The sequence below is a fragment of the Lentilactobacillus buchneri genome, from assembly GCF_018314255.1.
Classification (GTDB): Bacteria; Bacillota; Bacilli; order Lactobacillales; family Lactobacillaceae; genus Lentilactobacillus; species Lentilactobacillus buchneri.
The window spans coordinates 721,443-745,192 of record NZ_CP073066.1; the positions used below are offsets into that span (position 1 = coordinate 721,443).

Genomic DNA, 23,750 nt, shown 5'->3' on the forward strand with positions numbered 1-23,750 from the left:
GAGTAGTGTACAAAATTTGAGTTATTTATGCAAATGGCGCTGGTGAAGCAAGCGCTGCTTTTCTTCTTCGGCAGCTTTATCGGCCAACTGCTGTTCATGTTCCCGTTCACTGGCAGCTTTTTGCGGCAAAACCAAATTGAGAACAATTCCGATAATCGTGGCAAATGCCAAGCCGGTAAACTGGAACTTACCGAGTTGGAGATAAGCATTACCAACACCGATAACCATGACCGTGGACGCAATCATCAAGTTGCGCTTCAGGCCCATATCAACTTTATTTTCAACCATCACTTGAATCCCGGCAGTTGCGATCGTTCCAAACAACAGGAAGCTAATTCCTCCGATGACCGGCATCGGCATCTGCATAATCAAAACATTCAATTTGTTCACGAAGGCAAACAGAATCGCAAACATGGCGGCACCCATCAGCACATAAACACTGTGGATCTTGGTAATCGCCATAACACCGATGTTTTCACCATAACTGGTCATGGCAGGTGCACCAACTAATCCAGCAAACAGCGAAGCAGCACCATCTCCGGCCAACGTCCGGTTCAAGCCGGGATCCTTGAAGAAGTCCCGGCCGGTCAATTCATCCAAGACCATAATGTGGCCCATATGCTCGGTCATCGTCACGAAGGCAATTGGCGTAATCGCTAAGATGGCAGCCCAATCAATGTGAAATTTGTAATCAATTCCAGGAATATCAAAGGCCGGAATTTTAAACCACGGGGCACTGGCAATCGCATTTAAATCAACGATGCCACAGAAGACTGAGATGAGATAACCACAAACAATTGCTAACAAAACTGGAATCAGGCCGATGAAGCCTTTGAATAACATGTTAAAAATAATAGCTAAGAATAAAGTTGCCAAGGCAATCACAAAGTACAACAGGCTGTACTTGCCATTTTTCATCATCGCGTCTTGAGCGGCGCTACCAGCCAGTGACAGTCCAATCACCATCACGATCGGCCCCACCACAATCGGCGGTAAAATATGGTCAACCCAGTCCGAGCCAACCGCCCAGATAATGGCTGCCACGATCATATACACAATTCCGACACCAATGACCCCTTGAGCGATTCCGGGATACCCAGTGGTCTTCATGAGCGCCAGCATTGGCGTGATAAACGCAAAACTTGATCCCATGTATGCAGGAATTTTGCGTTGGGTAATCATGATGTGTAACAGTGTCCCGACACCGGATGCGAACAACGCGATGCTTGGGCTCAATCCAACCAACAGTGGAACAATGACCGTTGACCCAAACATGGAAAACATGTGCTGCAATGATAATCCAACCCACGGGAAAAATTTGGGCATGTCATGGATGTCGAGAATCGCACGATCATCATGAAATTCATTCTTGTCTGCCATAAATATTTGCCACCCTCAAAAGTATTTGAATCTTTCAACTCCGCTTCAGGGTGACCCCTTGATGAATTGTGACAGGCTCTCACTTGGAAAGTCATGCAACAAAAAGGTGTCCACCCCGCGTTAGGCAAGGCAGACACCAAGTCGAGCAATTGCTCGTTCAATATCGTCCTCTTACCAGCCTCACGGGACCAGAGTTAAAGATTCATTCGTTGTGATAATTATAATATACCGTGGTTGCTTGTCAATCTAATCTTGCAACTGCATTTCCATATCAATATGGGGGATGCCGTCTTCCAGATAGACATCACTAACGTTCTTAAAACCAAACGATTTGTAAAATCCGTTGAGGTACTCCTGTCCAGCTAAGACAATTTTTCCAGTCTTGGGCATCAATGTCGGAATTCGATCAAGAGCAGTTTGCACCAACTCGCGTCCCAGACCGTCGCCGCGATGATTGGGGTCAACCACGACCCTGCCAATCCGGGCAACCGTGGCGTTTTCCTCAGGAATAATCCGCGCATAGGCGGTGATGTTGTTTTGGTCGTCCTTAAACATCAAATGATAAGCGGTCAAATCGTCATCATCGACTTCTTGGTAGTAGCATTTTTGTTCAACCACAAAAACCGCCACTCTTAATTTGTAGATCTGAAATAATTCTTGAGTGGTCAATTCAGGAAATGTTTTAACTTCATTTCTGTCCATATTTGCCATCCTTTAAGGTTTAAAAATACAAGTTTTTCGCTATCTGTTATAATATATTCAACTAGATCAACATGCAATAAGAGAATCTAAATGAGGTATTAATTTGAATAGGCATGACGATGAACCACAATATAAAAAGTATGACTTCAATTCTGAAGAAAATCGACGTCGACAACGTCGCAAACAATACAGCGGCTGGTGGTTTGCTCTGCTGATTTTGATTATTGGGATTGTCTTGGCGCTTTCAATCAATTGGTTTGTGACATCTGGCAACCATCGACAAGGAAGTTCAACCAATTCGATCAGCAAGACCATCAAAAAGTCCGAGAAAGAATTGTCCGGCAATTCTAAGAAGGGATCGCTGACTACCCAAGTTGAGAAGAATCGGGTGAATGCGTTTAGCAGTAAGCTCAAGGATGCTCAGCAAAATGGACTCAATCCAAAAGAACGTCAGCAATTCCAGCAAACCATCAACGAAGAGCAGAACCAATCCGTCAAGTCCCAGGAGCAAAACCTCTTGAACGGCGTCAAAAGTGATAAACCGGCTAAGCCACAGAAAGCTCCTGACCAATTCTCAAGCACCCACACATTTGCCTCTGTTCAGGATGCCAAGAACTGGGCAAATGCCACCAAGCAGCAATGGCTGAAGGCTGGTTACGTCAACTACACGATTACATCGAACGGACAGGGATACTATGTCTTACGGTTTATCAAATAGTTGGATTCATATTATTTTATTCTACGATTAAAAGACATATCATTGAGATGGAGGAGGGATCGATATGGATATACAAGTTCCTTTAACAAAGGGTCTCTTAGCAGATAAGTACAGTAAGTATGCCGCCAAAAACGACATGCTTGACGGTAAGCCGATCGTTTCATTTCCAATTCAAATTAGCAACGTTCCAAAGGGCGCGCAATCATTAGCACTCACTTTATTGGACTGGGACGCGGTTCCGGTTAGCGGGTTTCCATGGATTCACTGGATTGCTGCCAACATTGCCCCTGACGTCACGGAAATCCCTGAAAATAACAGTCAGCAATTAAGGGTTCCAATGATTCAAGGACGCAACAGCACTGCCGGCGGGCTAATTGGCAACACCAATCAGACGACTGCCTGGCACTATAATGGTCCCAACCCACCCGACAAAGTTCACAACTATCATTTATCAGTCTTTGCACTAGACACCCAGTTGCCTTTGAAAGACGGCTTCTGGTTAAATGAATTACAGGACGCCATGCGCGGTCATATCCTTGAAACTGCCGAATTCATTGTTCCAAGTAAACCGTAATTTTCTGAAAATGATTCTGTATTTCAGTTTTTAAGCGCCATTCGGTGGAATAATTAGTGATATAATGAACTTAAATTAATTTGTGGGAGGTTTCTTCATGGAATCCAATTATAAAACCATCTTAGTGCCAGTCGATGGATCCAATCAATCAGAAGATGCATTGGCGAAAGGTGCACAATTTGCAAAAAATAATGATGCCCATCTCGATGTTCTTCACGTTTTGAGCACACAACAATACGGTTATAACTATGGTGGAATGGTCGATGGGGACGTTATTAACAACCTTGTTGAAGATACCACTGATTATCTGAACAAACTGGTCGATCGGATTAAGAAGGAATCTGGCCTTGATGATATTTCAATCCATATTCGTTTTGGTAATCCTAAGACCGTTATTTCAATGGAATTCCCACGAGACCACAAATCAGATTTAATTATCATCGGTGCTACCGGTATGAGTCGCCTGCAGCGAGTCCTCGAAGGATCAGTTTCTTCATTTGTTGACCGCAACGCCAAGTGTGATGTCATGGTTATTCGGACCAATACCGAAAACAAACCTTATATACCATTCCCAAAAGACTAAACAAATGAAAGCATTCAGCAATGAATGCTTTTTTTGTTCTTAAAAAGACCCTTTCGTTGACGTTGCCAGTCAACACGGTATGATTAAATTAACGAATGTAAGCGCTGTACTTCGAGAGGAGAATCAACTATGAAAGTTCTTGTAATTGGCGGAATTGCCGGCGGACCCTCGTTTGCAACCCGACTTCGACGAATCAATGAGGATGCTGAAATTATCATCTTTGAACGTGGCGCGGCAATCTCTGTTGCCAGTTGTGCCCTGCCCTATTACCTGGGAGGCTTAATTAAGGACCGCTCGGCAGTCATTGAACGGACGCCGGAGATATTAAAGCAGAAAAATAACATTGACGTACGGTTATTTAATGAAGTCACCCAGATTAATCCCGATGACAAGACGGTGGCAGTTAAAAATCTGCAAACCGGTGACACTTATACCGAGGATTACGACAAGTTAGTCATCGCAACCGGTGCCAGTCCCACGGTTCCAGAAATTTCCGGAATCCATGATGCCAATAATGCTTTCGTATTAAGAGCGGTCACAGATGCAGATAAGATCAAATCATTTATTGATGAAAAACATCCCAAGACGGTAACAGTCCTTGGAGCCGGTTCAATTGGCATTGAAGTCTCAGAAGCCTTTGTTGACAATCAAATGGACGTCACGATTATTGAACAAACCGGCCACGTTGCTGCACCATTTGATCCTGAGATTACCGATATCGTTGCCGACGAACTCAAGAAGCAAGGGGTCCACGTTATTCTCAATGAAAGTGTCAAAGAGATTCAGGATCATGGGCATACCTTAATCTTAGACGATGGCTCAGTCCATCAAACCGATATGTTATTTTTAGGTACCGGAGTCAAACCGAATAGTGAGATCGCCGGTGCAGCCGGAATTTCACTTTCTGATGATCACCATATTATCGTCGATAATCATCTGCAGACAAACATTTCAGACATTTATGCAATTGGTGACGTGATTGAAACGACCAGTTTAATCACTGGCAAGCCAATTCCAAGCCTGCTCTCAAGCGCTGCTAATCGCCAAGGCCACTTGCTGGCGGACATGCTAAACGGCAGTCCGTTGGAATATAAAGGATTCATTAGCGCAGGTGTTTCCAAATTCTTTGACTTGACTGCCAGTTTCGTCGGTTTTACCGAGCAAACGCTTCAACAAATGGGGATCACTAACTATCGAACCGTATTCATCACGCCATTTGATCGGGCTTACTTCTACCCCAATGCCGACCGAGTCAACTTCAAATTGATTTATGAAGATCAGACCGGTAAAATCCTCGGCGGCCAAGCAGTTGGCCGAAACGGCATTGATAAACGGATCGCAGAATTGTCGGTCGCAATTACCGGTAACTTGACTGCGTTTGACCTTCCATCTCTGGAAATTCCCTATTCGCCACCATATTCTTCAACCCGTGATGTACTGAATATCGCAGGTTATGTGGCCATTAACCAGTTAACCAACCAATCAGCCACGATCAAGATTAACGACATTCCTGACGATGATCTTAAAAACGCCGTGTTCCTGGACATCAGGGAAGCTGGAAAACCAGTAACTGGATCGATCAAACCAACTTTGAATATTCCACTTTCAGAACTCCGAGAGCGGATTGACGAGGTTCCTAAGGATAAAAAAGTTTATATTACCTTCCGAAAGGGTCTCGGCCCATACAACGCCACCCGTGTCTTAGCTGGAAAAGGCATTAATGCAACTATGATTGAAGAATAATGAATCAATAAAAGGGGATTTTTTGGACAAAATGTTCATTTAGCCCCCTTTTTCTGGAGCATCAACGTATAATATATGTAGATGGGAGTGTGATGACATGCCACGCAAACTAAGACCAAATGCAGCCGTTAAAAAAGTCTTGAAGATTTATCAACAAAACTTTATGAGGAACCAATTTACGGCACCTCAAAACGATGCGCTGCATTTAATATTTAACTTAGGATATACAGTTAGTCCGGACGTCAACGAAAGTTCATACGGCTATGTCAAAGTTGTCAATATGGACACGGGAAAATCGCTCGTCTTGACTAACCTCAGCGGTAACAAGGCGCTATTAGATGGTGGAACCACCATTATTTCTGAACCAGATCTTGACCTGGACACATTTGATTATGTTGATTATTTGAATTCGAAAGGTGACAATCCGGATTATCTGGCACCAACCGTCGCAAATCTGAAAATGCTGCGAAATCGATTAAATCAATTGAATGCGGATTTTGATCGCTTGAAAAAATTGCGAAATGATTATCAAGAACATCTGACCAGTATTGACTCAGAATACAATAAGAAAGTTAGTTCTTTCATTACTATCGTCAATCAAGTTGAACGAATGTCCAACAAGATAACTGAAGAAGATGGCAAAAGTAACAATTCATCCAAGTAAAAGTGGGAATTTTCCCGCTTTTTTTATTTTATCACAATGGTTATTTATTTGGTACATATTTTATTTAAAGAGGGATTATTATATTTATTTTATTCCAAGCTAATCAGATTGTTATTATTTTTACCCCTAATTTTCATATTCACTCTATAAACTTACCCTGTTGCATAATTGTTTGCAAACATATTTTTTGGAGGGAATTATTTCATGAACATTTCAAGAATCGCATTGGCATCACTTGTTTCATTTGGTGTATTAGGAGGAGCCAGTCTCAATGCTTCAGCAAATCACACCCATTATCAACGAATCCTTTGGAACAAGACCATGGCACATCAAAAAGTCGCTTTGAAGAATGGTAAGGGCATTATTTGGAACAAACCATATAGAACTGCCAAAAATTCTAAAATTACTTATCGTTTGTCACACAAGAAAGGTCTTGTGATGACCACTCTTCGCCATATGAAGGTTAAGAATGGAAGTATTTACTACTTTGTTAAGGCCGGTAAGATTAGTGGCTGGATTAACAAAAGTAGTTTGAAGCTTGTTAAGAACAGCTCTCCAAAGGCTGAGAATCAACCTTCTGGTACATCCACAGTTACTCCGGCACAACCAACTGGATCCGTTCCAAATTCCGTTCACTATGGAGATACGACAAATAATCAAAATCCAGCTAAGAATGGTCAAAGTACCTCAGCTTCTGTTAATAATTACCCATCCGCCTCTTCCGTTAACCATTACCCAACGGATTCAAGCTCACAATCAACCGTCACTCCAGCAACAGACCTGTTCGGTAGTTATACAACCGGTCACATTGTGGCTTTACCAGTCAAGTCCGATAAAAAAACATCCAAACTTTCAAAACTCCCACAAGGAGCAGTCGTTTATGAAAAGGTTTGGCAGGATGGCAAACTCGTTGAAAGTAACGTTTCGTCAACTATCGCTGTTGGAGCGCCTGTAAAAATTGCATTGGGCGATGAAAATCCAACTTCACAACTCTTAGTTCGTACCTTAGATGGTAAAGTTTCCGGATACGTTGACCGTAACCAAGTTTCAATTGGTGATCTAACCCAAGCGGAATTGAATCCAACCACACCAAAGACACCAGCTAAAACTGTTACACAGACGCCAGCTGCATCCAGTTCAGCCAAGTAACAAATTTGGGAGCATAACCGCTCCCTTTACATACACCCCAACAACTAATCACCAACATAAAACTAAGCCATCTTCTAAATCCATCAAATTCCCCCAACCCCCTGTTATGACAACTACCACTCGCCACTGCAAGCTTTCATTCATTTGCAATCATTTTTATCTTTGGTAAACTAGTTGTCATCGTTAACAGGAGGTATACATGGATTCAAAAAACACAACAAAGATTGGACTTTTTCAACTTGTAATGCTGACACTGGGATCACTAATCGGTTCTGGCTGGCTTTTCGGTTCTTGGGAAGCCACCAAAATCGCCGGTCCGGCCGCAATCATTTCCTGGGTTATTGGAGGAATTGTGATTGCTGCGATCGCATATAACTACGTCGAAATTGGCGCAATGTTTCCCGAAGCTGGCGGAATGAGTCGGTACGCCCAATATTCTCACGGCCCGCTGCTAGGATTCATTGCTTCATGGGCAAATTGGATTTCCCTAATCACTTTGATTCCCATTGAAGCAGTTGCTGCTGTTCAGTACATGAGTTCCTGGCCTTGGGCTTGGGCGAACTGGACGCATTCTTTCTTAAAGGATGGCACGATTACTACCTCAGGCTTGATGGTCGTATTCATGTTCATCCTAGTGTTCACACTGTTAAATTTCTGGTCAGTAAAACTATTGACCAGTTTCACCAGTTTAATTTCAATTTTGAAAATTGGGGTCCCTGCCCTCACAATTATCATGCTGACAATCTCAGGATTTTACCCACAAAATTATGGCCATTCAATTCACGAATTTATGCCATACGGCTCGGCACCGATCTTCGCTGCCACCTCAGCCGCAGGAATTATTTTCTCTTTCAACGCATTCCAAACGGTTATCAACATGGGAAGCGAAATTAAAAAGTCCCGGAAAAATATTGGACGTGGAATTTTCATTTCACTGCTAATTAGTGGTGTGATCTATATTTTGCTCCAAAGCACCTACATTACTGCCATGAAGCCCTCAACCCTAGCCGCAACCGGCTGGAGTGGGTTTGACTTCAACTCACCATTTGCTGATTTAGCAATCATGCTTGGCATCCGCTGGTTATCTGTTCTACTCTACATGGATGCTTTCGTCTCACCTGTCGGCACCGGCGTTTCCTTTGCCGCGTCAACCGGGCGTGCGCTTTATGCAATGGAAAGTAACCAACATATCCCAAGCTTCATTGGTAAAATCAACCAAAAGTATGGCATCCCACGAGCAGCCATGATCGTCAACTTGGTATTAAGCATGTTGATGGTCTCGGTGTTTAGATCTTGGTCCACATTGGCAACCGTCATTTCGACTTCGACCCTGATCGCTTATCTGACTGGGCCGGTGACAGCCGTTGCCTTCCGTAAATTGGCCCCTAATTTTAAACGTCCGATTAAATTGAAGAACCTTGGTTGGATGGCACCATTGTCCTTTGTTCTGGCCTCTCTAGCCATCTACTGGGCAATGTGGCCAACGACCGTCGAGGTCATCTTGGTCATTTTGGTTGGGCTGCCGTTTTATTTCTATTACGAACACCGGGCCGGCTATGTCGACACCAGGAAAGCTTTCTACTCAAGCATGTGGATGATTATCTATCTGATATTCATCTCGATTATGTCCTACATTGGTAGTGAACAGTTCAACGGAATTAATTGGATTCACTACCCTTGGGACTTCGTTGTCATCGCCCTAGCCTCACTTGTGTTCTATTATTGGGGCATCAAAACGGCGCACGTCTTCCCAGACTTTTACCAAGCCAAGGAACTCAACGACACCGTCAAATTGGATGACGATTAACATCTGATACATCATAAAAAAGCCGACAACTGCATGAACTGCAGCTGCCGGCTTTTTGGGTTCTTCGTCAACTGTTGTTGGTGAACAAAATATTGGGTTCTTCGTCAACTGTTGTTGGTGAACAAAATATTGGAGTTCTAATCACTTGGTGATTAGGGCTCTTTTTGTATGAACTCGAAAAGCGAACAGCACTCTTAGCCGGAATCTGAAGAAGTTTCGGTAACCAAATCCAGTGCGCTTAATGACTTTAATCTTGTTGTTTGAACCTTCTAATGGCCCGTTGGTGTAGTGGTGGGTGAAAGTGTTGCCAATTTCATCATGATGAGCCGCCAAGGTTTGGAGGGCTGCCAACATCTCTTCCGAGCACCCCTGCAGGTGGTGAAAGGCTTGATTATAGTTGGGCCAGTCGCGGTTTTTGATGGTTTCACGTAACCGATTCATCACGTCGTAAGTTTGCTTGAGCTCGGGATCAATGTCCAGTAAAGCATCAACCACATCCGTGGCAGTTGCCGGATAAGGGAAGTTTGTCCACTTACGGAAAGCCTCGTAGTTAAGGTGATTGGCCGGCGTTAATAATAGTTTCCAATAGCGTTTCAAGGCGTGATACTGGCGTGAGGAAGTGGCCAGGGTTTTCATGAGACGCACTCGCGTCTTATTAAAAGCCCGGTTTAAAGCGTTAACCAGGTGGAAGGGATCGATGACAACGATGGCGTTCGGGAAGATCTGCCCAACCAATTTGGGATAGGTATAGTTCATATCGGTAACGATAATTTTCACATTTTCTCGCGCGGCTTGGTCATAATGTTGGAAGTACTTTTGAAGCTGATAGATGGTTCTAAAGGGCAACAGGTCAATCAATTCGTGGGTTTCCGCGTCCATAAATTCAAAGCTCATCGCGTCGGTGGCGCTCTTAGTACTTTTAACTTCGTCCATGAGGAGAACTTTGGGTAAGTAGTGCCAGTTGGTTTGAAAGTCGTGTTCAGCGCGCAAGAGCTGCCGACCAACGAATGAATCCGAAGTGGACAATTCATTGGCAATGTGTTTGAGGCTCACTGGTTCCGTTAACTTCTCTAAACATTGTTTCCGGGTTGTATTTGAAATCGTGCAGTGCTTCGGCACTGCACTCGTCTGCGCCAGGAAGTTGGTATGACAAGCCTTACAGTGAAAGTTTCGCCGATTGAGGCATAGGATAACCGTGCTGCCCAATGTTTTAGCGAATCTAATGGTGGTCTTCCGCCAACCATAGCCAATGATCTGGTGATCATTAATAACCCCACAATTGCGGCAGGCCTTGGGAGAATAGTTCAGTGATCCATTTAATCTGATTACCCCATCATCACCTATTTTGCCATTCTCAATTTTTAAGTGTTCATCATCTATTCCTAACAACATTTTCGTAGTATCATTTGACATAGGGCATTTCCTTCTTTCTCTAAAATCTTCGTGGTTGTTGGTTTTGATGAACGGACAGGAAATGTCCGCTTTTTTTATTCTAATGAAAAACAAAAAATCTGTCATCAGTAATAGATAAAAATCTATTACCAACAACAGATATTGTAGAGCCGCTTTTTGAGCATCAAGTGCCCCTGCCAAGGTAATTCCATCATACCCCAAATCATATTGATTGGCGAAGTTAATTCAAAAACTGCCAAACCGTTTTGGCAAAAAAGATAACTAGCACAATAATAATAATCGGTCTGGCAATCGCACTGCCATACCTTTTGTAATATGAGGCGCCAAGGAAATTACCCAAAATACTAAAGGCCCCGGCAGTAAGCCCTAACCAAACCAACACCTTACCATTCATCAAAAAGACTGCTAAGGCACAAACATTTGTCGTCAGGTTGATCACCATGGTGTTACCAGCAGCCAGGTTGATTGGCAAGTGGGCAATGCCGACCAACGTCAAAATCAAAAAGGTTCCGGTCCCCGGACCGTAAAAGCCATCCCAGACACCAAGGGATATGGAAATCAGAATCGTTGCGACAAACTGTGACCAAGTCAATGGCTTGGACTCAGCCAGTCGCGAGTTCAGCGAGTGTCGATTCAATAATAGATACAACGCCGTTATCGGCAAAACAAACAATAAAATCAGCCGAAAATAATAATCAGAAATATGTAAAGCCATGTTGGCCCCAAACGAAGAACCCACCATCGCAGCTAACACAGAGAAGAAAGCCAGTTTGACGCGGATATACCCGCTCCGCATAAATTCCAAGGTAGCGACTGTCGTCCCCATGGCTGATGATAACTTGTTGGTTCCAACCGCAAAATGAGCCGGAATCCCAACCATCAGATAAGCTGGTAATGAAATCAGACCGCCGCCACCACCAATCGCGTCCACAAAGCCAGCCAGAAAAACCAACGGACAAACAACTAAAAATTCGCTGAGCATCCCCTCATCTCTTTTCTTATAATAATTCCCAGTTTACTGCTAAATGACTGATTATAAAACGCCAAATCCAAGTAAGATGCTGAAAACTATAAGCAATAAATTAATTTAAATTTACATGCTTGGAATAATTCCGATTGTGGTATAAATATATATGAGGGGGATACATATCATGAAAACAATGAAATGGTTATTACTGGCATTTGCCAGTTGTGCATGCTTGTTACTATTGACTGAAAATCCACGGGTTGACGCGGCCGGGTCGATTCCACATTGGTACTTGGGCAACTGGCAGGCAGTTAATGGCAAAGATGTTTACGTTGGCATTCGTCGAAACGAGGTCATGCTCCAAGTCAAAAACGACGGTGTTTACTGGAAGCCCGTCACTTGGAAGAAAGACACCCAAGAATCCGGCGTCGTTTTTGGCACCGGAATGGGCGCTAAAAATTCGAAGACCTATTTTGTATTAGTCAAACAAAAGATCCAAAAGAAATGGTATATGATTATGACCATGAAACAAAGTAAAATCAAACCTAGTGATCTGAGGAAGCACCCGATGATCATGAAACGTTATTAGACACAAAAGTCACCCATGTGAGTTCTTGCCATGAGCTGAAGTTCATCCTTCAACCTTGGAAACCCCACAGAGGTGACTTTTTCTATATATCTCGATTTTTCTGCCAATAATCATTAACGGATAAATATGGCCGTGAATCACCCAGCGACTCCGCTACGGCCATAATGCGCGGTGGTAGTAATCCCACTCGCTGGACAAGTTCGTGATCGCTGAACAATTCCCGTGGACTGCCGGCGAAGCCAAACTTCCCGTGCTCCATGACATACACCGACTCAAACTCGGCGGCGACCCAATCCATGTCATGGGTGATGGTCACAACTTGGTGGCCCGAATTAGCCAACTGATGGAAAATTGCGGTCAACTTGCGCCGGCTTTCCCAGTCAAGTGACATCATCGGCTCATCAAATAAATAGATCGCCGGATCCACTGCCAAAACTGTCGCAACGCTCAACAGCTTGCGTTCAGACAACGACAGATCATATGAATTTTCAGCTGTTTGATCATCCAAGCCAACTCTTTTCAGAGCTTCTAAAGCCCGCCTCGTAATCGTGTCGTGGTCATCCATGACCTGCGCGACACTCCACTCCACCTCTCGTTGAACCGTCGGGTTGAAAAGCTGATCGTCAGGATTCTGAAAAGTAATCCCAACCTTTTGTAACTTTTCGACTGGTTTGAGATCGTTAAAGTCTTCTCCATCGATCTTAATCACACCGGTTTGTGGTGTCAGTAATCCCGTCAACAATTTGAAGAGCGTTGATTTGCCGGCACCATTTTGGCCGACAATTGCCACCATCGGATCGGCGAAGTGCTCGTCTTCAACATCCAAGCTAAAGGACCGTTCCGGATAGGTGAACGTCAGGTGATTCAGTTCAATTGTGGACATATCGGGCCTCCTTTAGCTCAGCGTCATTTACCGGATACCGGCCGTCAGCCAAGTGCCAATCCATTTTTTGAGCAAGTTGCTGAATTGTCGGAGCTGGAATCTGCCAGTCAGCTGCCAAATGATTAAACACCTCACCCGGCCTGCCCTGAGCTACCAGTTGACCCTCGTTCAACACCCACACAACGTCGGCAACTTCGCACAGGTCGTCAATTTCACTGGTGACAATGAAGACAGTCGTGTCTTTGACTTGGCCCAGCCATTGGAAAAATTGCCGGCGGCCAAAGGGATCCATCTCACTGGTCGGATCATCCATAATCAAAACAGCCGGATTAGCGGCAATCGCCGTGGCAATCGCCAACCGCTGGATCTGACCGCCGGAAAGGCTCTCGGGAGATAAATTCAACTGTTCAATCAGCCCCATTTGCGTGGCAACTTCTTCAACCCGTTTTTGAATCAGTCCTTCAGCCATTCCCTGATTAATCAAGTCAAAGGCGATTTCATCGGCAACCGTGTCTGCCAACCCACTTAGTTGGCCAGCTGGATTTTGCAGCACAACTCCAGTCATGGCATTATATGCGGGCCAATTATCAGACACTCGCTGGCCAAACATGTGCCAGTCGCCCTCAATATCGGCCGAAACAATCTTGGGAATGACCCCTGCCAGCACACGGCACAAAGTCGATTTGCCGGAGTGGCTGTTCCCAATAATCCCAACCACCTGGCCCGACCGAACCTGCGCGTTAATCTGACGCAGTTGTGGTTGCTCAGTACCCGGATAACGGGTGGTCAAATTTTCAATTACAATCCGTTTATCTTCGTCCATATCTTCCACCCAATCAATAAAATTGCCAATCCAGTCAAAACAATGTGGAACGTCCGTGACAGGCGATACACGCGCTGGGAGGTTCTGACAGTCCGGTTGGGATTATCAAAACCTCTGAGCTGGAGGGAAATCGACCGTGCCATCGATTGATCCAAGGTCTTAATCACCAATGGAATCAGCACCGGCAGGACTGACTTTAATTTCTGAATCAACGTTTTTTGCGGATTGGTTCCGCGAACTTTTTGAGCCTGCTGGATTTTCCGCATATTGCGCATCATTTCCGGCAAAATATAACACACCGACATCAAAACGTAGACGGTTTTATAAGACAATCCAGACAGCTCCAAATAGGCAGCGTTTTCTGAAATACTCGTGGTCAACATGAAAAAGCCACTGGTCAAAATAATCACCAATACTCGACAACCGAGAGTGGTAGCGTAAATTAAGCCTTCTTTGTAAAAGGACACCCCAAGCACAGAAAACAGCACCGTTTGATTCCGACTGTAAAACAACCCTTGGATGATCAGCATGGTACCAATCAAAAACAGGCTGAATCCCAGTGCCTTAAATGTGGTCGAACTCAATTTGGAAAATAACAATAGCAGTGTTGCGACAAGAATCAGTCCGGCCTGAAGCAATAAATTCGTACTGGCAAAACTCAACAACGTCATGTCCAAGATGAACAAGAGCTTAGTAATCGGATCGATCACCTGGTACCACTTGAGCTTGACCCGTGGTGCTCCAGAAATCAATGTTTGATCAGTCATCATTTATCATCCCTAAAAAAGTTCACCATCCGCTGCGGCAGCTGACGATAGATAAAGAATGCCAGGTAAGCCACGCAGACTTTGTCCAAAATATCCAAGACAAACTCATCGGTAAATGAGGCCAACCACACTGGTGCATGATTGGCGACCATTACCGCAAATAATGAGTCACCCCAAGCGATCCCGGTCTGACCACCCCAAAAGATGACATTGAGTGGCGTTGAAATGACAGCTGAAACAATGGCAATAATAATAGCAGAAACAAATACCCGGCGTGCTGACGAGAACCACCCATTGGCGTGCAAAACTCCGACAGCAATCCCAATTCCGATGCTGGTAATCGCATACACGGTTGAAATTGGCGATAAGGTCAACCCATAGATCACGTTGTTGATGAAACCACTGATGGCACCGGCAACCGGCCCAGCCAACATGCTGGCAAGAAAAGTTCCCAAAGACCCCAGCCAGACAGGCAGCTTTAACCCCTCAGCCAATGCTTTGGCAACATAGTTAATCCCCACAGCAGCGGGAATCAAAGTCATGGTGGCAGCACTTAACTTAAATTTCCACATACTGGTACGATGAATCGGTTCTGTTTTCATAATCTTCTCCTTTGATTTTGATTATCATAAAAGTATCTTCTACTTTTAAGTAAAAGTAAAAGATACTTTTAACTCGACTTGGCACTTATTGTACAAGTTTCAGCTAAAATGTCAAGAAAGCGCCTACTCATTTTCTGGCCAAGTTGTGCTCAAAACGGTTAAGAAACCCATAAACTATCGACTGATTGGCCCATGGACATTTCAATATGCCCATAATAAAATTATTAACAATCATCGGGGGGAAATTATGCTACATCGTCATCGCAAATTATTGATAACTATTAGTCTATTAGCCGTGATCGCAATTGTCGGGGTGATTTTTATCAAAGCCACCCTTAGTCCAGATAAGACGCCAACCGCCGTCACTGCTGTTAAGGAAGAAGTCTTTCCTAATCAGATTTTTGAATCATACAAATATCCTTATGACCTGCGGATTATCCACTCAAACGCCAAACTATACTCGGCGCCAGCCGGCACTAAAGGATCAAAATATCTAGGAACCGTCACATCCAATCATCTGACTCGGAGAATTGTTGGTCAAAAACGGGCCGATCTGAATCACCGGCGCGCTGAAGGTTATATTTCTTTCGCCCAAAATGGACATACTTACTGGGTGAGCGCACAAAGCGTGGTGTTTCGGAACCTCAACAAACTGAAAGGCAACAACCCCAAAATTGAGGCCGCGATCGATGCCGGACTCAAACTTGTCGGCAAATCCAAATACGATTACGGTGGCGGTCGCAACTTGAGTGACATCAAAAATCACAAGTTCGATTGTTCATCATTTGTCCGCTACTGCTTCAGTAAGGCTGGCGTCACCCTTGGCAATCTGGATAGCGTCACGACATACACCTTGGTCACAATGGGGCGTCCGGTTAAATTTCAAAATATGAAACGCGGTGATCTGTTCTTCTTCACCAATTCACGTGGTCAGGTCAACTCGCACGTTGCCATTTACCTTGGGGACCATCTATTCTTACACGACCACGGGCAATCAGATACTGGTGGCGTGGGGATTTCAACCTTGAATGCCCCGGGGTGGCGGAATGAAGCCAATGGGACCGTTCGGCGGATTGAATGAGAAATTAAGGGTGCTTGGCAAAATTTGATGTTTTGCTCAGGGGCCCTTTTTGGTTTCTGGAGATTACCCTTGCCGAATCGTGGAAAAATCAGCAGCTTCCGGCCATATAAGGGGGAGTAGCCAAGCATCCAAGACCTGGATGCTTGGCTACTCCCCTTTATATTCTGGAAGCTAAACGCTGATTTTTCCACACTAAAATACTTTATCCACTTCCGCAATATCCCTTCGCAACCCCTTTGCCTGGCGATCTCGGTCATCATAAAAGTACCACACGGCACTCAGTAAAAAGACCAGGACACCGGCAATGATCAACTCCAGTGAGAAACTGAAAATCAAATAAGCAGTAACCAACAAGGCGATAATCGGAATCAAGTTGCCACCTCGCAGTCGGAACCCCAGCGGCAGTTTGGTGTGGTTGCGCAATTTAATCGCCGCTAAAATGGTTGGGACATACTGCACAAATGACGTAAATACGATAGCTGAGGCTAAGAACAAATAATTTCCTGAAAATAGCATCAATGCACAAAGCCCGCAGGACAGCAACAAGGACACGATTGGCACACCGCGTTTATTCTGCCTGCCCAGCACTCGCGGCAGCAATTGGTGTTCCGACGCCAGTGAACTGGCAATCGTCGGCGTCGAAAATGAGACCGACAAGGCAACACCCAGAATGGAAATCAGCATTCCGACCAGTGCCAAATCATACCCAACTGTGCCGGCCAAGCGGTAAAAAGATGCGGCAATCGGCACGTTGTCGTTGGCTAAACTACTGCCAGACACGCCAATCGCCGTCAACTGGACAATCATGTACAAAGTTGCCGACGTCAACAGCACGCTGATCAGCGCTTTAGGAAGTGTCTTTTCGGGATGATCCATCTTGGAAGCAGCGATCGGCAAAAATGAAAAACCAGTGAACATATAAAAGACCATTCCAAAGCCGGTATTAATTCGACCGAATAATGACGAACCGTTTGACATCCCAGCACTCACATTGGCGTAATTTGCCGGATGAATAAAGAACAGCCCCATCCCGACAAAAAGGACCAAAACACCAATCTTGGCGACCGTCGAGATATTATCGACCCAATCCATCAAACTGGGTCCAAACAAGTTAAGAATCGTCAAGACTGCCAAAATTCCCAGTGCCGCCATCAGATAATTGCCATGCTGGTTGAGGCTGGGAAACACACTGCGCAGGCTGGTTACAAATGCTGAGATTTCAGTGGCCATGGTAATAACACCCAATAGCCACGTAAAAATACCAATTTCAAATCCGGCAAAGCGACCAAAGGCCGTGTAAGTGTACAGCCAAGCACCACCATCCCCAGGAATTTTGCTGGCCAGGTTGGCGAAACACAGCGCAATCATGAGCACCGAGATGCCTGCCAGCATCATCAATCCGGCGCTTAAGTCACCGACTTTGGCGTACACCCGGCTGGGCATCAAAAAGATCCCTGAGCCGACAATTCCGTCAACACCCAGTAAAAAGACGCTCAAAAAACTCAGTGGTTTGATCTTTGAACGTGCCATGTGACAGCCTCCCCTTCTAAGCAGATTCCTTAGCAGCTGCCGGTTTTCTGCGCGATCCGAGGTAACGAACCAAAACGATCACTAATGCCACCGCGGAAATGACGGTTGCTGTCCAAAAGACGTTGGCAAATGCATGAATAAATGGTAAGCCGACACTGGCCGTGACTCGTTTAACCCCTGGCAGCTGGAAGAACAGCAAAGATGACCCAAAGCTAATCCCAATTGTCATCCCCAAGGTTCGGGCAAACGAATTCAATGATCCGGCAATCCCGGAGAGTGATTTGTCAACCAATCCCATCGTTAAAGCGTTGTTGGGCGACAGGAAGATAGCCATGCCAATCCCGTTTAAGATGATCGGTGGGATAATTTTCCACATATCCAAGTTATTCGGGAAGAATGCGTAACCGACTTGAGAAATCATCAAAATCAACAACCCGACAACGGTCATTAACTCCCGGTTGATCCGGTCGGCAAGATAGCCGGCAAATGGCGTCGTGCAAAGCATCGTCACCGACTGCAACATGATAATCAGCCCGCTGTAAAAGGCACTCATGCCGTTATAACTTTGAAAATAAAATGGCAGTAAAATGTTTGAAACTGAATTAACCAGCATAACCAGCGCCAATGCTGTAATCGACGTCATGAAGCCCCGGTTATGAATGACTTCCGGCGCAATCCACGGCAGGTTGGCCTTATCATCTTGAATAAACGCATACAGTGCAATAACCCCGCCAACGGCGAAGAAGATAATCCCCGTCAATAGTTTGGAACGGCCGGCTTGAAAGAATGAACCGCTCAAGAAGAAGATAATGATTCCAAGGGTAAATAAATTCTGCCCGGTCCAGTTGGCGCCCTGAGTGACCCGGCGAACATGCGCCCAAGATTCTTTGGGAATCGGCAAAAACTTGAAACCAAGCCATAGAATGACAATCCCCAAAGGAACGTTAATCCAATAGATCCACCGCCAGCTGGAAGCTGAAATAATCAGGCCGCCAATCCCGGGCCCGGAAATTGAGCCAACCGAAATGAACATCGAAATGACGGCTAAAGCTTCTGCCCGCCGTTTATCAGGAAAATACTGAGTGACAATCCCCATTGAGTTGGCCATAATCATCGCCGATCCAATCGCTTGAATCACCCGGCCAAATAAAATAATCGGAAAGTTCGGCGCAAAGCCGGTAATCGCCGACCCGATCAAGAAGCCAATCCCCCCAGCTAAAAAGACCACATTTTTTGATAAGATGTCGCCGATGTGGCCAAACATCACCAACAGAATGGCTGTCGTAATCAAACCGATTTGAACGATCCACGTCGCCATACTACTGGAAATGTCCATGTCAATCGCAATTTTAGGGATCGCCAGGTTCGTACTGGAGCCGGACAAGGCCGTTAGAAATGAGAACATCCCCAACACCGCAATAATTGAATAATTCTTTCCCCTGCTTGTCGTGTTATCAGCCATAATACCCCTCCTCTAGCTTTCAGTATCATTTATAACACTATGCAGGAAAAATTTTGGCTCTGACGACTTTTTTTGTTGAGGATCGGAGAGTTCAAAACAATTGCATTCAACGTGTCACTGGGGTCATTAAAAACACCCATTATCACTTTCACCTCAATGAATCAGTTATACTGATACTAACAGCAGTCATTCGGAGGTGAACCCATGCTCACAACGATTATGACCAGCATCCTCTCATTTATTGGGACCAACATCGACGATACCTTTGTCCTGGCAGTCTGGTTTTCACAAGTTGATGCTTCTTTGAGGCGCCGAGATATCGTTATCGGCCAATTCATTGGATTTGAAATTTTAGTGCTGGTCAGCGTGTTGGCGGCATATGGGCTCAGTTTTCTGCCAACAGAACAAGTCGGCTGGCTCGGAGTGGTCCCAATTGTTTTAGGGATCCGCAAATGGCTTCAGTATCGACATCAATTGATCGAAACTCATGAGACAGCTCACGTTAAAACCAAGCTCAACCAAGAGCTGAAAGTTGAACGGCACAAATCTGGGTTGCGAAAACTATTCAAGCCAGAGATTTTAGCCGTTTCATTAATAACAATCTCCAACGGTGCCGGGAACCTAACCGTCTATATTCCCCTCTTCACGGAATATACCGTGGCCGAGTTGGGAATCACCGTTTTGGTCTTCTCGCTGATGACAGGCCTTTGGTGTTATATCGGCTATCAAATCGCTAACCTGCCGATCATCAAGGATAAATTGGAGCACTCAAAGCAAATCCTGATCCCGATAATTTTCATCGCGATTGGGGTTTATGTGCTCATAGAAAGTGGGGTCCTTGGGTAAAACAGGTGCTAATTGACTAATTAAAAATGGGCCTTCATCCGAATTTCAAAATTCAGGTGAAGGCCCATTTCTTATAAAATTTAATGATTTAGCTGATATCAATCATCTGCGGGTACCATCAAACTTCGGTCCCAACTTTCGGTTCAGCTTGATAATTCAAAATCACGTCCATAAACTGCTCACCGTATTTCTCCAGCTTGCTCTCGCCAACACCCTTAACATCCAGCATCTGTGAGTCAGTCGTCGGCATCACGGCACTCATTTCATGAAGCGTCTTATCAGAGAAGATGACAAATGGTGGTACTCCCTGCTTCTCAGCCAATTCACGGCGGAGTTGTCTCAAGGCTTCAAATAAATCGTCATTTTCAGCGACACTCTTAGTGGCCTTAACCGAGATTTTTCGAGTGACCTTCGTCTCACCTTGGAGCACGGCGGCACCTTTGGCAGTCACCTTTAACACGGGGAATTGGCCACCGGAAGCCACCAGGTAACCCCCGGCGGTCAGGTAGTCGATTAATGAAACCACATTTTTCTGCGAATCACCCTTCATAATGCCGTACGTGGAGAGCTGATTGAAATGAAAAGCTTTCACCTTTTGCACTTTGGAGCCGGTCAGTACTTGAGCCACTAGGCTTTTACCGAACCGTTCCTTCATCCGAAGAACACACGATAAAACCTTCTGGGTGTCCACGGTAATATCCTGGGATTCGCGGGTATCAAGACAGTTGCTGCAGCGGCCGCAGGGTTGGCCGTCCTTCTCACCAAAATAGTTCAAAATAAACTGCTGCAGGCATTGCTGAGTATTGGCATACTGCGTCATAATCTGAAGTTTTTTGTAGGCTTGATGCTTACTTTGCTCGTCACGTTCAGATTGATCAATAAAGAAATGCTGAGTCTGAACGTCTTTTAATTTGAACAGCAAAATCGCTTCACTGGGCAATCCGTCTCGACCAGCCCGACCAGCTTCCTGGTAATATTCTTCCAAACTACCAGGAACCGAATCATGAATTACGAACCGAACGTTGCTCTTGTCAATCCCCATTCCAAAGGCGTTGGTAGCGACCATCACCAAGGCGCGATCATAAAGAAAATCGTCCTGATTTTTTCGGCGTTGCTCCTTGGTCATGCCGCCGTGATACATAGTCACCGAGAATTTGTGCTTGGACAAAAGCTTCGTGACCCGCTCAACTTCTTTTCTGGTGCTGGCATAGATGATGCCGGATTCAGCGGCGTTTAATTTCAAATAATCCAGCATATATTTGTCGCTGTCTTGGTTCTGAATCACTTTAAAAGCCAAGTTGTCTCGGGCAAAACCCGTCTTGACTTCTTCTTTAATGTGCAGACGCTGCTTAATGTCGTCGGCAACTTGCGGTGTTGCCGTCGCCGTCAGCGCAACGATCGTCGGCTTGGTTGGCAAGTCATGAAGCCGTTCGGTCAATGCCAAATAACTTGGCCGAAAGTCGTGCCCCCATTGAGAAATACAGTGGGCTTCGTCGACCGCTACCAAATCAATCGGCAGGTTGGCCAAGCGGTTAAACGCCCCGGAATCCAAGCGTTCAGGAGAAACATACAGCAGCTTAACCTCACCGTCTCGAGCCTGCTGAAAGCGCTCGTCGATTTCGTCAAAATCCAGGCTACTGTTAATAAACGTTGCCGGAATGCCCGTTTCGTTCAGCGCGTCTACTTGGTCTTTCATCAAGGCAATCAGTGGCGAAACCACGAGGGTCAGGCCATCTTCTAACATTGCCGGAATCTGATAACACAGCGATTTCCCGCCGCCGGTCGGCATGATGGTCAAGACGTTTTGATGGGCCAAAATGTCGTTAATGACGGTCTGCTGTCCAGGGCGAAAGCTGTCATAGCCAAATTTAGTTTTTAATAGTTTTTCGGGCGTCAACCTGTTCAGTCCTCTTTTCGAATTAGTCACATACTATAGTATACGAAAAAATCAGCCCCATGTCTTCAACCATCCGGGGATCGAAGTTAACAACCGGCGACAAAATCCATGAGAGAAGCGTTTGCTTATGCTATTCTAAAAAAGGAATACTAATAGAAATGGGTGATGATTATGCAGCAAATTTCCACAAAAACTTTAAATATGAATGTCCAAAAAGATTTGAATTTTACCTGGTCAACGCAAGCAATCCTTTTCTGTGCCATCATCATTGCCTGTATCGGCCTCAACGTTGATTCCGCGCCCGTCGTCATCGGAGCGATGCTGATCTCGCCATTAATGGCGCCAATTGTCGGGATCGGCTACGGCTTGGGAAATAGCAATCCAAAGCTATTATCAAAAGCGGCGAGACTCTTTTTGATCCAGGTAACCATCGGGATCATCGGTGCAACCATTTACTTTTTCATTTTGCCATTAAATACCGCCAGTGCCCAACTGCTCGCCCGAACCGAACCCACTCTCTGGGACGTTTTAATTGCTTTTTTTGGCGGTTTTGCCGGCGTCATCAGTTCTGCTAAAAAAGATGGTGGCAACGTCGTCCCCGGGGTTGCCATTGCCACGGCCTTAATGCCGCCGCTATGTACGGTTGGGTATGGGATTAGTCATCTCAACGCTTCATTTATTTTGGGAGCGGGCTACTTATTTTTGATTAACGCCTTTTTCATCGCCCTGGCAACGGCAGCCGGGACCATCTTTTTCCGCATCCGTAGCGGTGAACGGCTGAATGTATCATTGCGCCAACAAGTTCTGATCGTCATCATTTCGATTATCATTGTCATTCCCAGCTCAATCTCAGCTTACACGATCGTCCACAATTCATTTGTCGACACGCAATTATCACAATTTATCAACGAGAAGCTCAGCAATCAATACATTGCCAAACAAAACGTTGACGGCAAAAATATTCAAATCTCGGTCATCGGCCAACGCTTGTCTGCCAGCCAAGTCGAGCAACTACAGCAGTCACTGAAGCAGTATCATCTCGGTGATTACCAGTTATCGTTGACACAGCTCACCAAAGGAAATTACATCACACCCAAAGAATTTCAAGATTATATGAAGCAATCAGACACTAATGACACAATTCAAACCAACACCAATTCAGCCGACAATGCCTCATTGACCAATGTCCAAAATGACATCGTCAAAAAATATCCCAAACAAATCAGCAATATTTTTGTTGGCCAAGTTCAAGACAAAGCCAATCACACGATTTCCCTGATTGCCATTCAGCTCTCGGATAACGGCAAAGGAAAAGCGACTGAGATTGAGAAGGCTGCCACAAAGACTGCCGCTAATAACAATGTTAATGCCGTCGTTCGCATGATGACTCCTTCCCAACAGGGTGATTAAAGTCACAATGTATGATTCTTTGATTATCAACTTGGCTTGTGCATAAAATAATAAGTTATCTTCCTTGTACGCGCATAAAATTCGTAGTATTCTTCGCGTATGGAAGGGCTTACACGAATTGATTAGAGACGGTCGAGTTATTTTCGAAAGGAGTTTTTGT

At 45.0% G+C, this 23,750-nt stretch carries 22 protein-coding genes; 11 read left to right on the forward strand and 11 right to left on the reverse strand.

What is annotated here, in order from left to right; translation table 11 throughout:
* Positions 1-21: 21 nt before the first annotated feature.
* Both KE627_RS03610 and KE627_RS03615 read right to left on the reverse strand, forming a co-directional pair.
* The gene (locus tag KE627_RS03610) at positions 22-1,380 is read right to left on the reverse strand and encodes a uracil-xanthine permease family protein (RefSeq protein ID WP_013728667.1); all 1,359 of its coding nucleotides are present in this window, start codon (positions 1,378-1,380) and stop codon (positions 22-24) included.
* Between the two features lie 246 nt (positions 1,381-1,626).
* Positions 1,627-2,082, reverse strand: a complete 456-nt coding sequence (locus KE627_RS03615; protein ID WP_013728668.1) for a GNAT family N-acetyltransferase — start codon at positions 2,080-2,082, stop codon at positions 1,627-1,629.
* Between the two features lie 103 nt (positions 2,083-2,185).
* On the opposite strand from KE627_RS03615, the gene KE627_RS03620 reads away from it, so the two are divergent.
* From KE627_RS03620 to KE627_RS03650, 7 genes are all read left to right on the forward strand, one after another.
* Positions 2,186-2,800, forward strand: coding sequence for a hypothetical protein (locus tag KE627_RS03620; protein ID WP_013728669.1), 615 nt, complete (start codon positions 2,186-2,188; stop codon positions 2,798-2,800).
* A 64-nt stretch (positions 2,801-2,864) separates the two neighbouring features.
* Entirely contained in the window at positions 2,865-3,374 is a 510-nt protein-coding gene (locus KE627_RS03625) for a YbhB/YbcL family Raf kinase inhibitor-like protein (RefSeq protein ID WP_013728670.1), read from the forward strand.
* Between the two features lie 97 nt (positions 3,375-3,471).
* Entirely contained in the window at positions 3,472-3,957 is a 486-nt protein-coding gene (locus KE627_RS03630; RefSeq protein WP_013728671.1) for a universal stress protein, read from the forward strand.
* Positions 3,958-4,086: 129 nt separating this feature from the next.
* On the forward strand, positions 4,087-5,700 hold the full coding sequence (locus KE627_RS03635) for an FAD-dependent oxidoreductase (protein WP_056939240.1): 1,614 nt from the start codon (positions 4,087-4,089) through the stop codon (positions 5,698-5,700).
* A 97-nt stretch (positions 5,701-5,797) separates the two neighbouring features.
* Positions 5,798-6,364: a hypothetical protein gene (locus KE627_RS03640; protein ID WP_013728673.1), complete on the forward strand. Its 567-nt coding sequence runs from the start codon at positions 5,798-5,800 to the stop codon at positions 6,362-6,364.
* A gap of 204 nt (positions 6,365-6,568) precedes the next feature.
* Positions 6,569-7,513 (forward strand): SH3-like domain-containing protein, encoded by a 945-nt coding sequence (locus tag KE627_RS03645; RefSeq protein WP_056939241.1) that lies wholly within the window; start codon positions 6,569-6,571, stop codon positions 7,511-7,513.
* A 199-nt stretch (positions 7,514-7,712) separates the two neighbouring features.
* Positions 7,713-9,320 carry an APC family permease gene (locus tag KE627_RS03650; protein WP_056939242.1) on the forward strand — a complete coding sequence of 536 codons (1,608 nt, stop codon included), beginning with the start codon at positions 7,713-7,715 and terminating at the stop codon, positions 9,318-9,320.
* Between the two features lie 141 nt (positions 9,321-9,461).
* On the opposite strand, the gene KE627_RS03655 is transcribed toward KE627_RS03650, so the two are convergent.
* Entirely contained in the window at positions 9,462-10,733 is a 1,272-nt protein-coding gene (locus tag KE627_RS03655) for an ISL3 family transposase (protein WP_013727284.1), read from the reverse strand.
* A gap of 220 nt (positions 10,734-10,953) precedes the next feature.
* Positions 10,954-11,715 (reverse strand): sulfite exporter TauE/SafE family protein, encoded by a 762-nt coding sequence (locus tag KE627_RS03660; protein ID WP_056938981.1) that lies wholly within the window; start codon positions 11,713-11,715, stop codon positions 10,954-10,956.
* Between the two features lie 169 nt (positions 11,716-11,884).
* Between KE627_RS03660 and KE627_RS03665 the strand changes: the two genes are divergently transcribed.
* On the forward strand, positions 11,885-12,289 hold the full coding sequence (locus KE627_RS03665; protein WP_013728677.1) for a hypothetical protein: 405 nt from the start codon (positions 11,885-11,887) through the stop codon (positions 12,287-12,289).
* An 82-nt stretch (positions 12,290-12,371) separates the two neighbouring features.
* Here the strand turns inward: KE627_RS03665 and KE627_RS03670 are convergent, their stop codons facing one another.
* Genes KE627_RS03670 through KE627_RS03685 form a run of 4 tightly spaced genes read right to left on the reverse strand, consistent with a single transcriptional unit; the run spans position 12,372 to position 15,364 of the window.
* Positions 12,372-13,172, reverse strand: coding sequence for an energy-coupling factor ABC transporter ATP-binding protein (locus tag KE627_RS03670; protein WP_056938980.1), 801 nt, complete (start codon positions 13,170-13,172; stop codon positions 12,372-12,374).
* The gene (locus KE627_RS03675) at positions 13,159-13,995 is read right to left on the reverse strand and encodes an ABC transporter ATP-binding protein (RefSeq protein ID WP_013728679.1); all 837 of its coding nucleotides are present in this window, start codon (positions 13,993-13,995) and stop codon (positions 13,159-13,161) included. The genes KE627_RS03670 and KE627_RS03675 overlap by 14 nt, the downstream gene beginning before the upstream one ends.
* Positions 13,971-14,762, reverse strand: coding sequence for an energy-coupling factor transporter transmembrane component T (locus KE627_RS03680; protein ID WP_173667599.1), 792 nt, complete (start codon positions 14,760-14,762; stop codon positions 13,971-13,973). Before KE627_RS03680 ends, KE627_RS03675 begins: the two co-directional genes overlap by 25 nt.
* Positions 14,762-15,364: a hypothetical protein gene (locus KE627_RS03685; protein ID WP_013728681.1), complete on the reverse strand. Its 603-nt coding sequence runs from the start codon at positions 15,362-15,364 to the stop codon at positions 14,762-14,764. The genes KE627_RS03680 and KE627_RS03685 overlap by 1 nt, the downstream gene beginning before the upstream one ends.
* Positions 15,365-15,611: 247 nt before the next feature.
* Here KE627_RS03685 and KE627_RS03690 point away from each other — a divergent pair, with 247 nt between their 5' ends.
* Positions 15,612-16,445, forward strand: coding sequence for a C40 family peptidase (locus tag KE627_RS03690; protein ID WP_013728682.1), 834 nt, complete (start codon positions 15,612-15,614; stop codon positions 16,443-16,445).
* 192 nt (positions 16,446-16,637) lie between these two features.
* On the opposite strand, the gene KE627_RS03695 is transcribed toward KE627_RS03690, so the two are convergent.
* Together KE627_RS03695 and KE627_RS03700 are read right to left on the reverse strand one after the other, a co-directional pair.
* Positions 16,638-17,975 carry an APC family permease gene (locus KE627_RS03695; RefSeq protein WP_056938978.1) on the reverse strand — a complete coding sequence of 446 codons (1,338 nt, stop codon included), beginning with the start codon at positions 17,973-17,975 and terminating at the stop codon, positions 16,638-16,640.
* A gap of 16 nt (positions 17,976-17,991) precedes the next feature.
* On the reverse strand, positions 17,992-19,437 hold the full coding sequence (locus KE627_RS03700) for an MFS transporter (RefSeq protein WP_013728684.1): 1,446 nt from the start codon (positions 19,435-19,437) through the stop codon (positions 17,992-17,994).
* Between the two features lie 204 nt (positions 19,438-19,641).
* Here KE627_RS03700 and KE627_RS03705 point away from each other — a divergent pair, with 204 nt between their 5' ends.
* Positions 19,642-20,283 (forward strand): cadmium resistance transporter, encoded by a 642-nt coding sequence (locus tag KE627_RS03705; RefSeq protein ID WP_013728685.1) that lies wholly within the window; start codon positions 19,642-19,644, stop codon positions 20,281-20,283.
* A gap of 118 nt (positions 20,284-20,401) precedes the next feature.
* Here KE627_RS03705 and recQ read toward each other — a convergent pair whose 3' ends face one another.
* Positions 20,402-22,180, reverse strand: coding sequence for a DNA helicase RecQ (recQ, locus tag KE627_RS03710; protein WP_013728686.1), 1,779 nt, complete (start codon positions 22,178-22,180; stop codon positions 20,402-20,404).
* A 201-nt stretch (positions 22,181-22,381) separates the two neighbouring features.
* Between recQ and KE627_RS03715 the strand changes: the two genes are divergently transcribed.
* Positions 22,382-23,590: a DUF389 domain-containing protein gene (locus KE627_RS03715; RefSeq protein ID WP_225424199.1), complete on the forward strand. Its 1,209-nt coding sequence runs from the start codon at positions 22,382-22,384 to the stop codon at positions 23,588-23,590.
* The last annotated feature ends 160 nt before the right edge of the window (positions 23,591-23,750 follow it).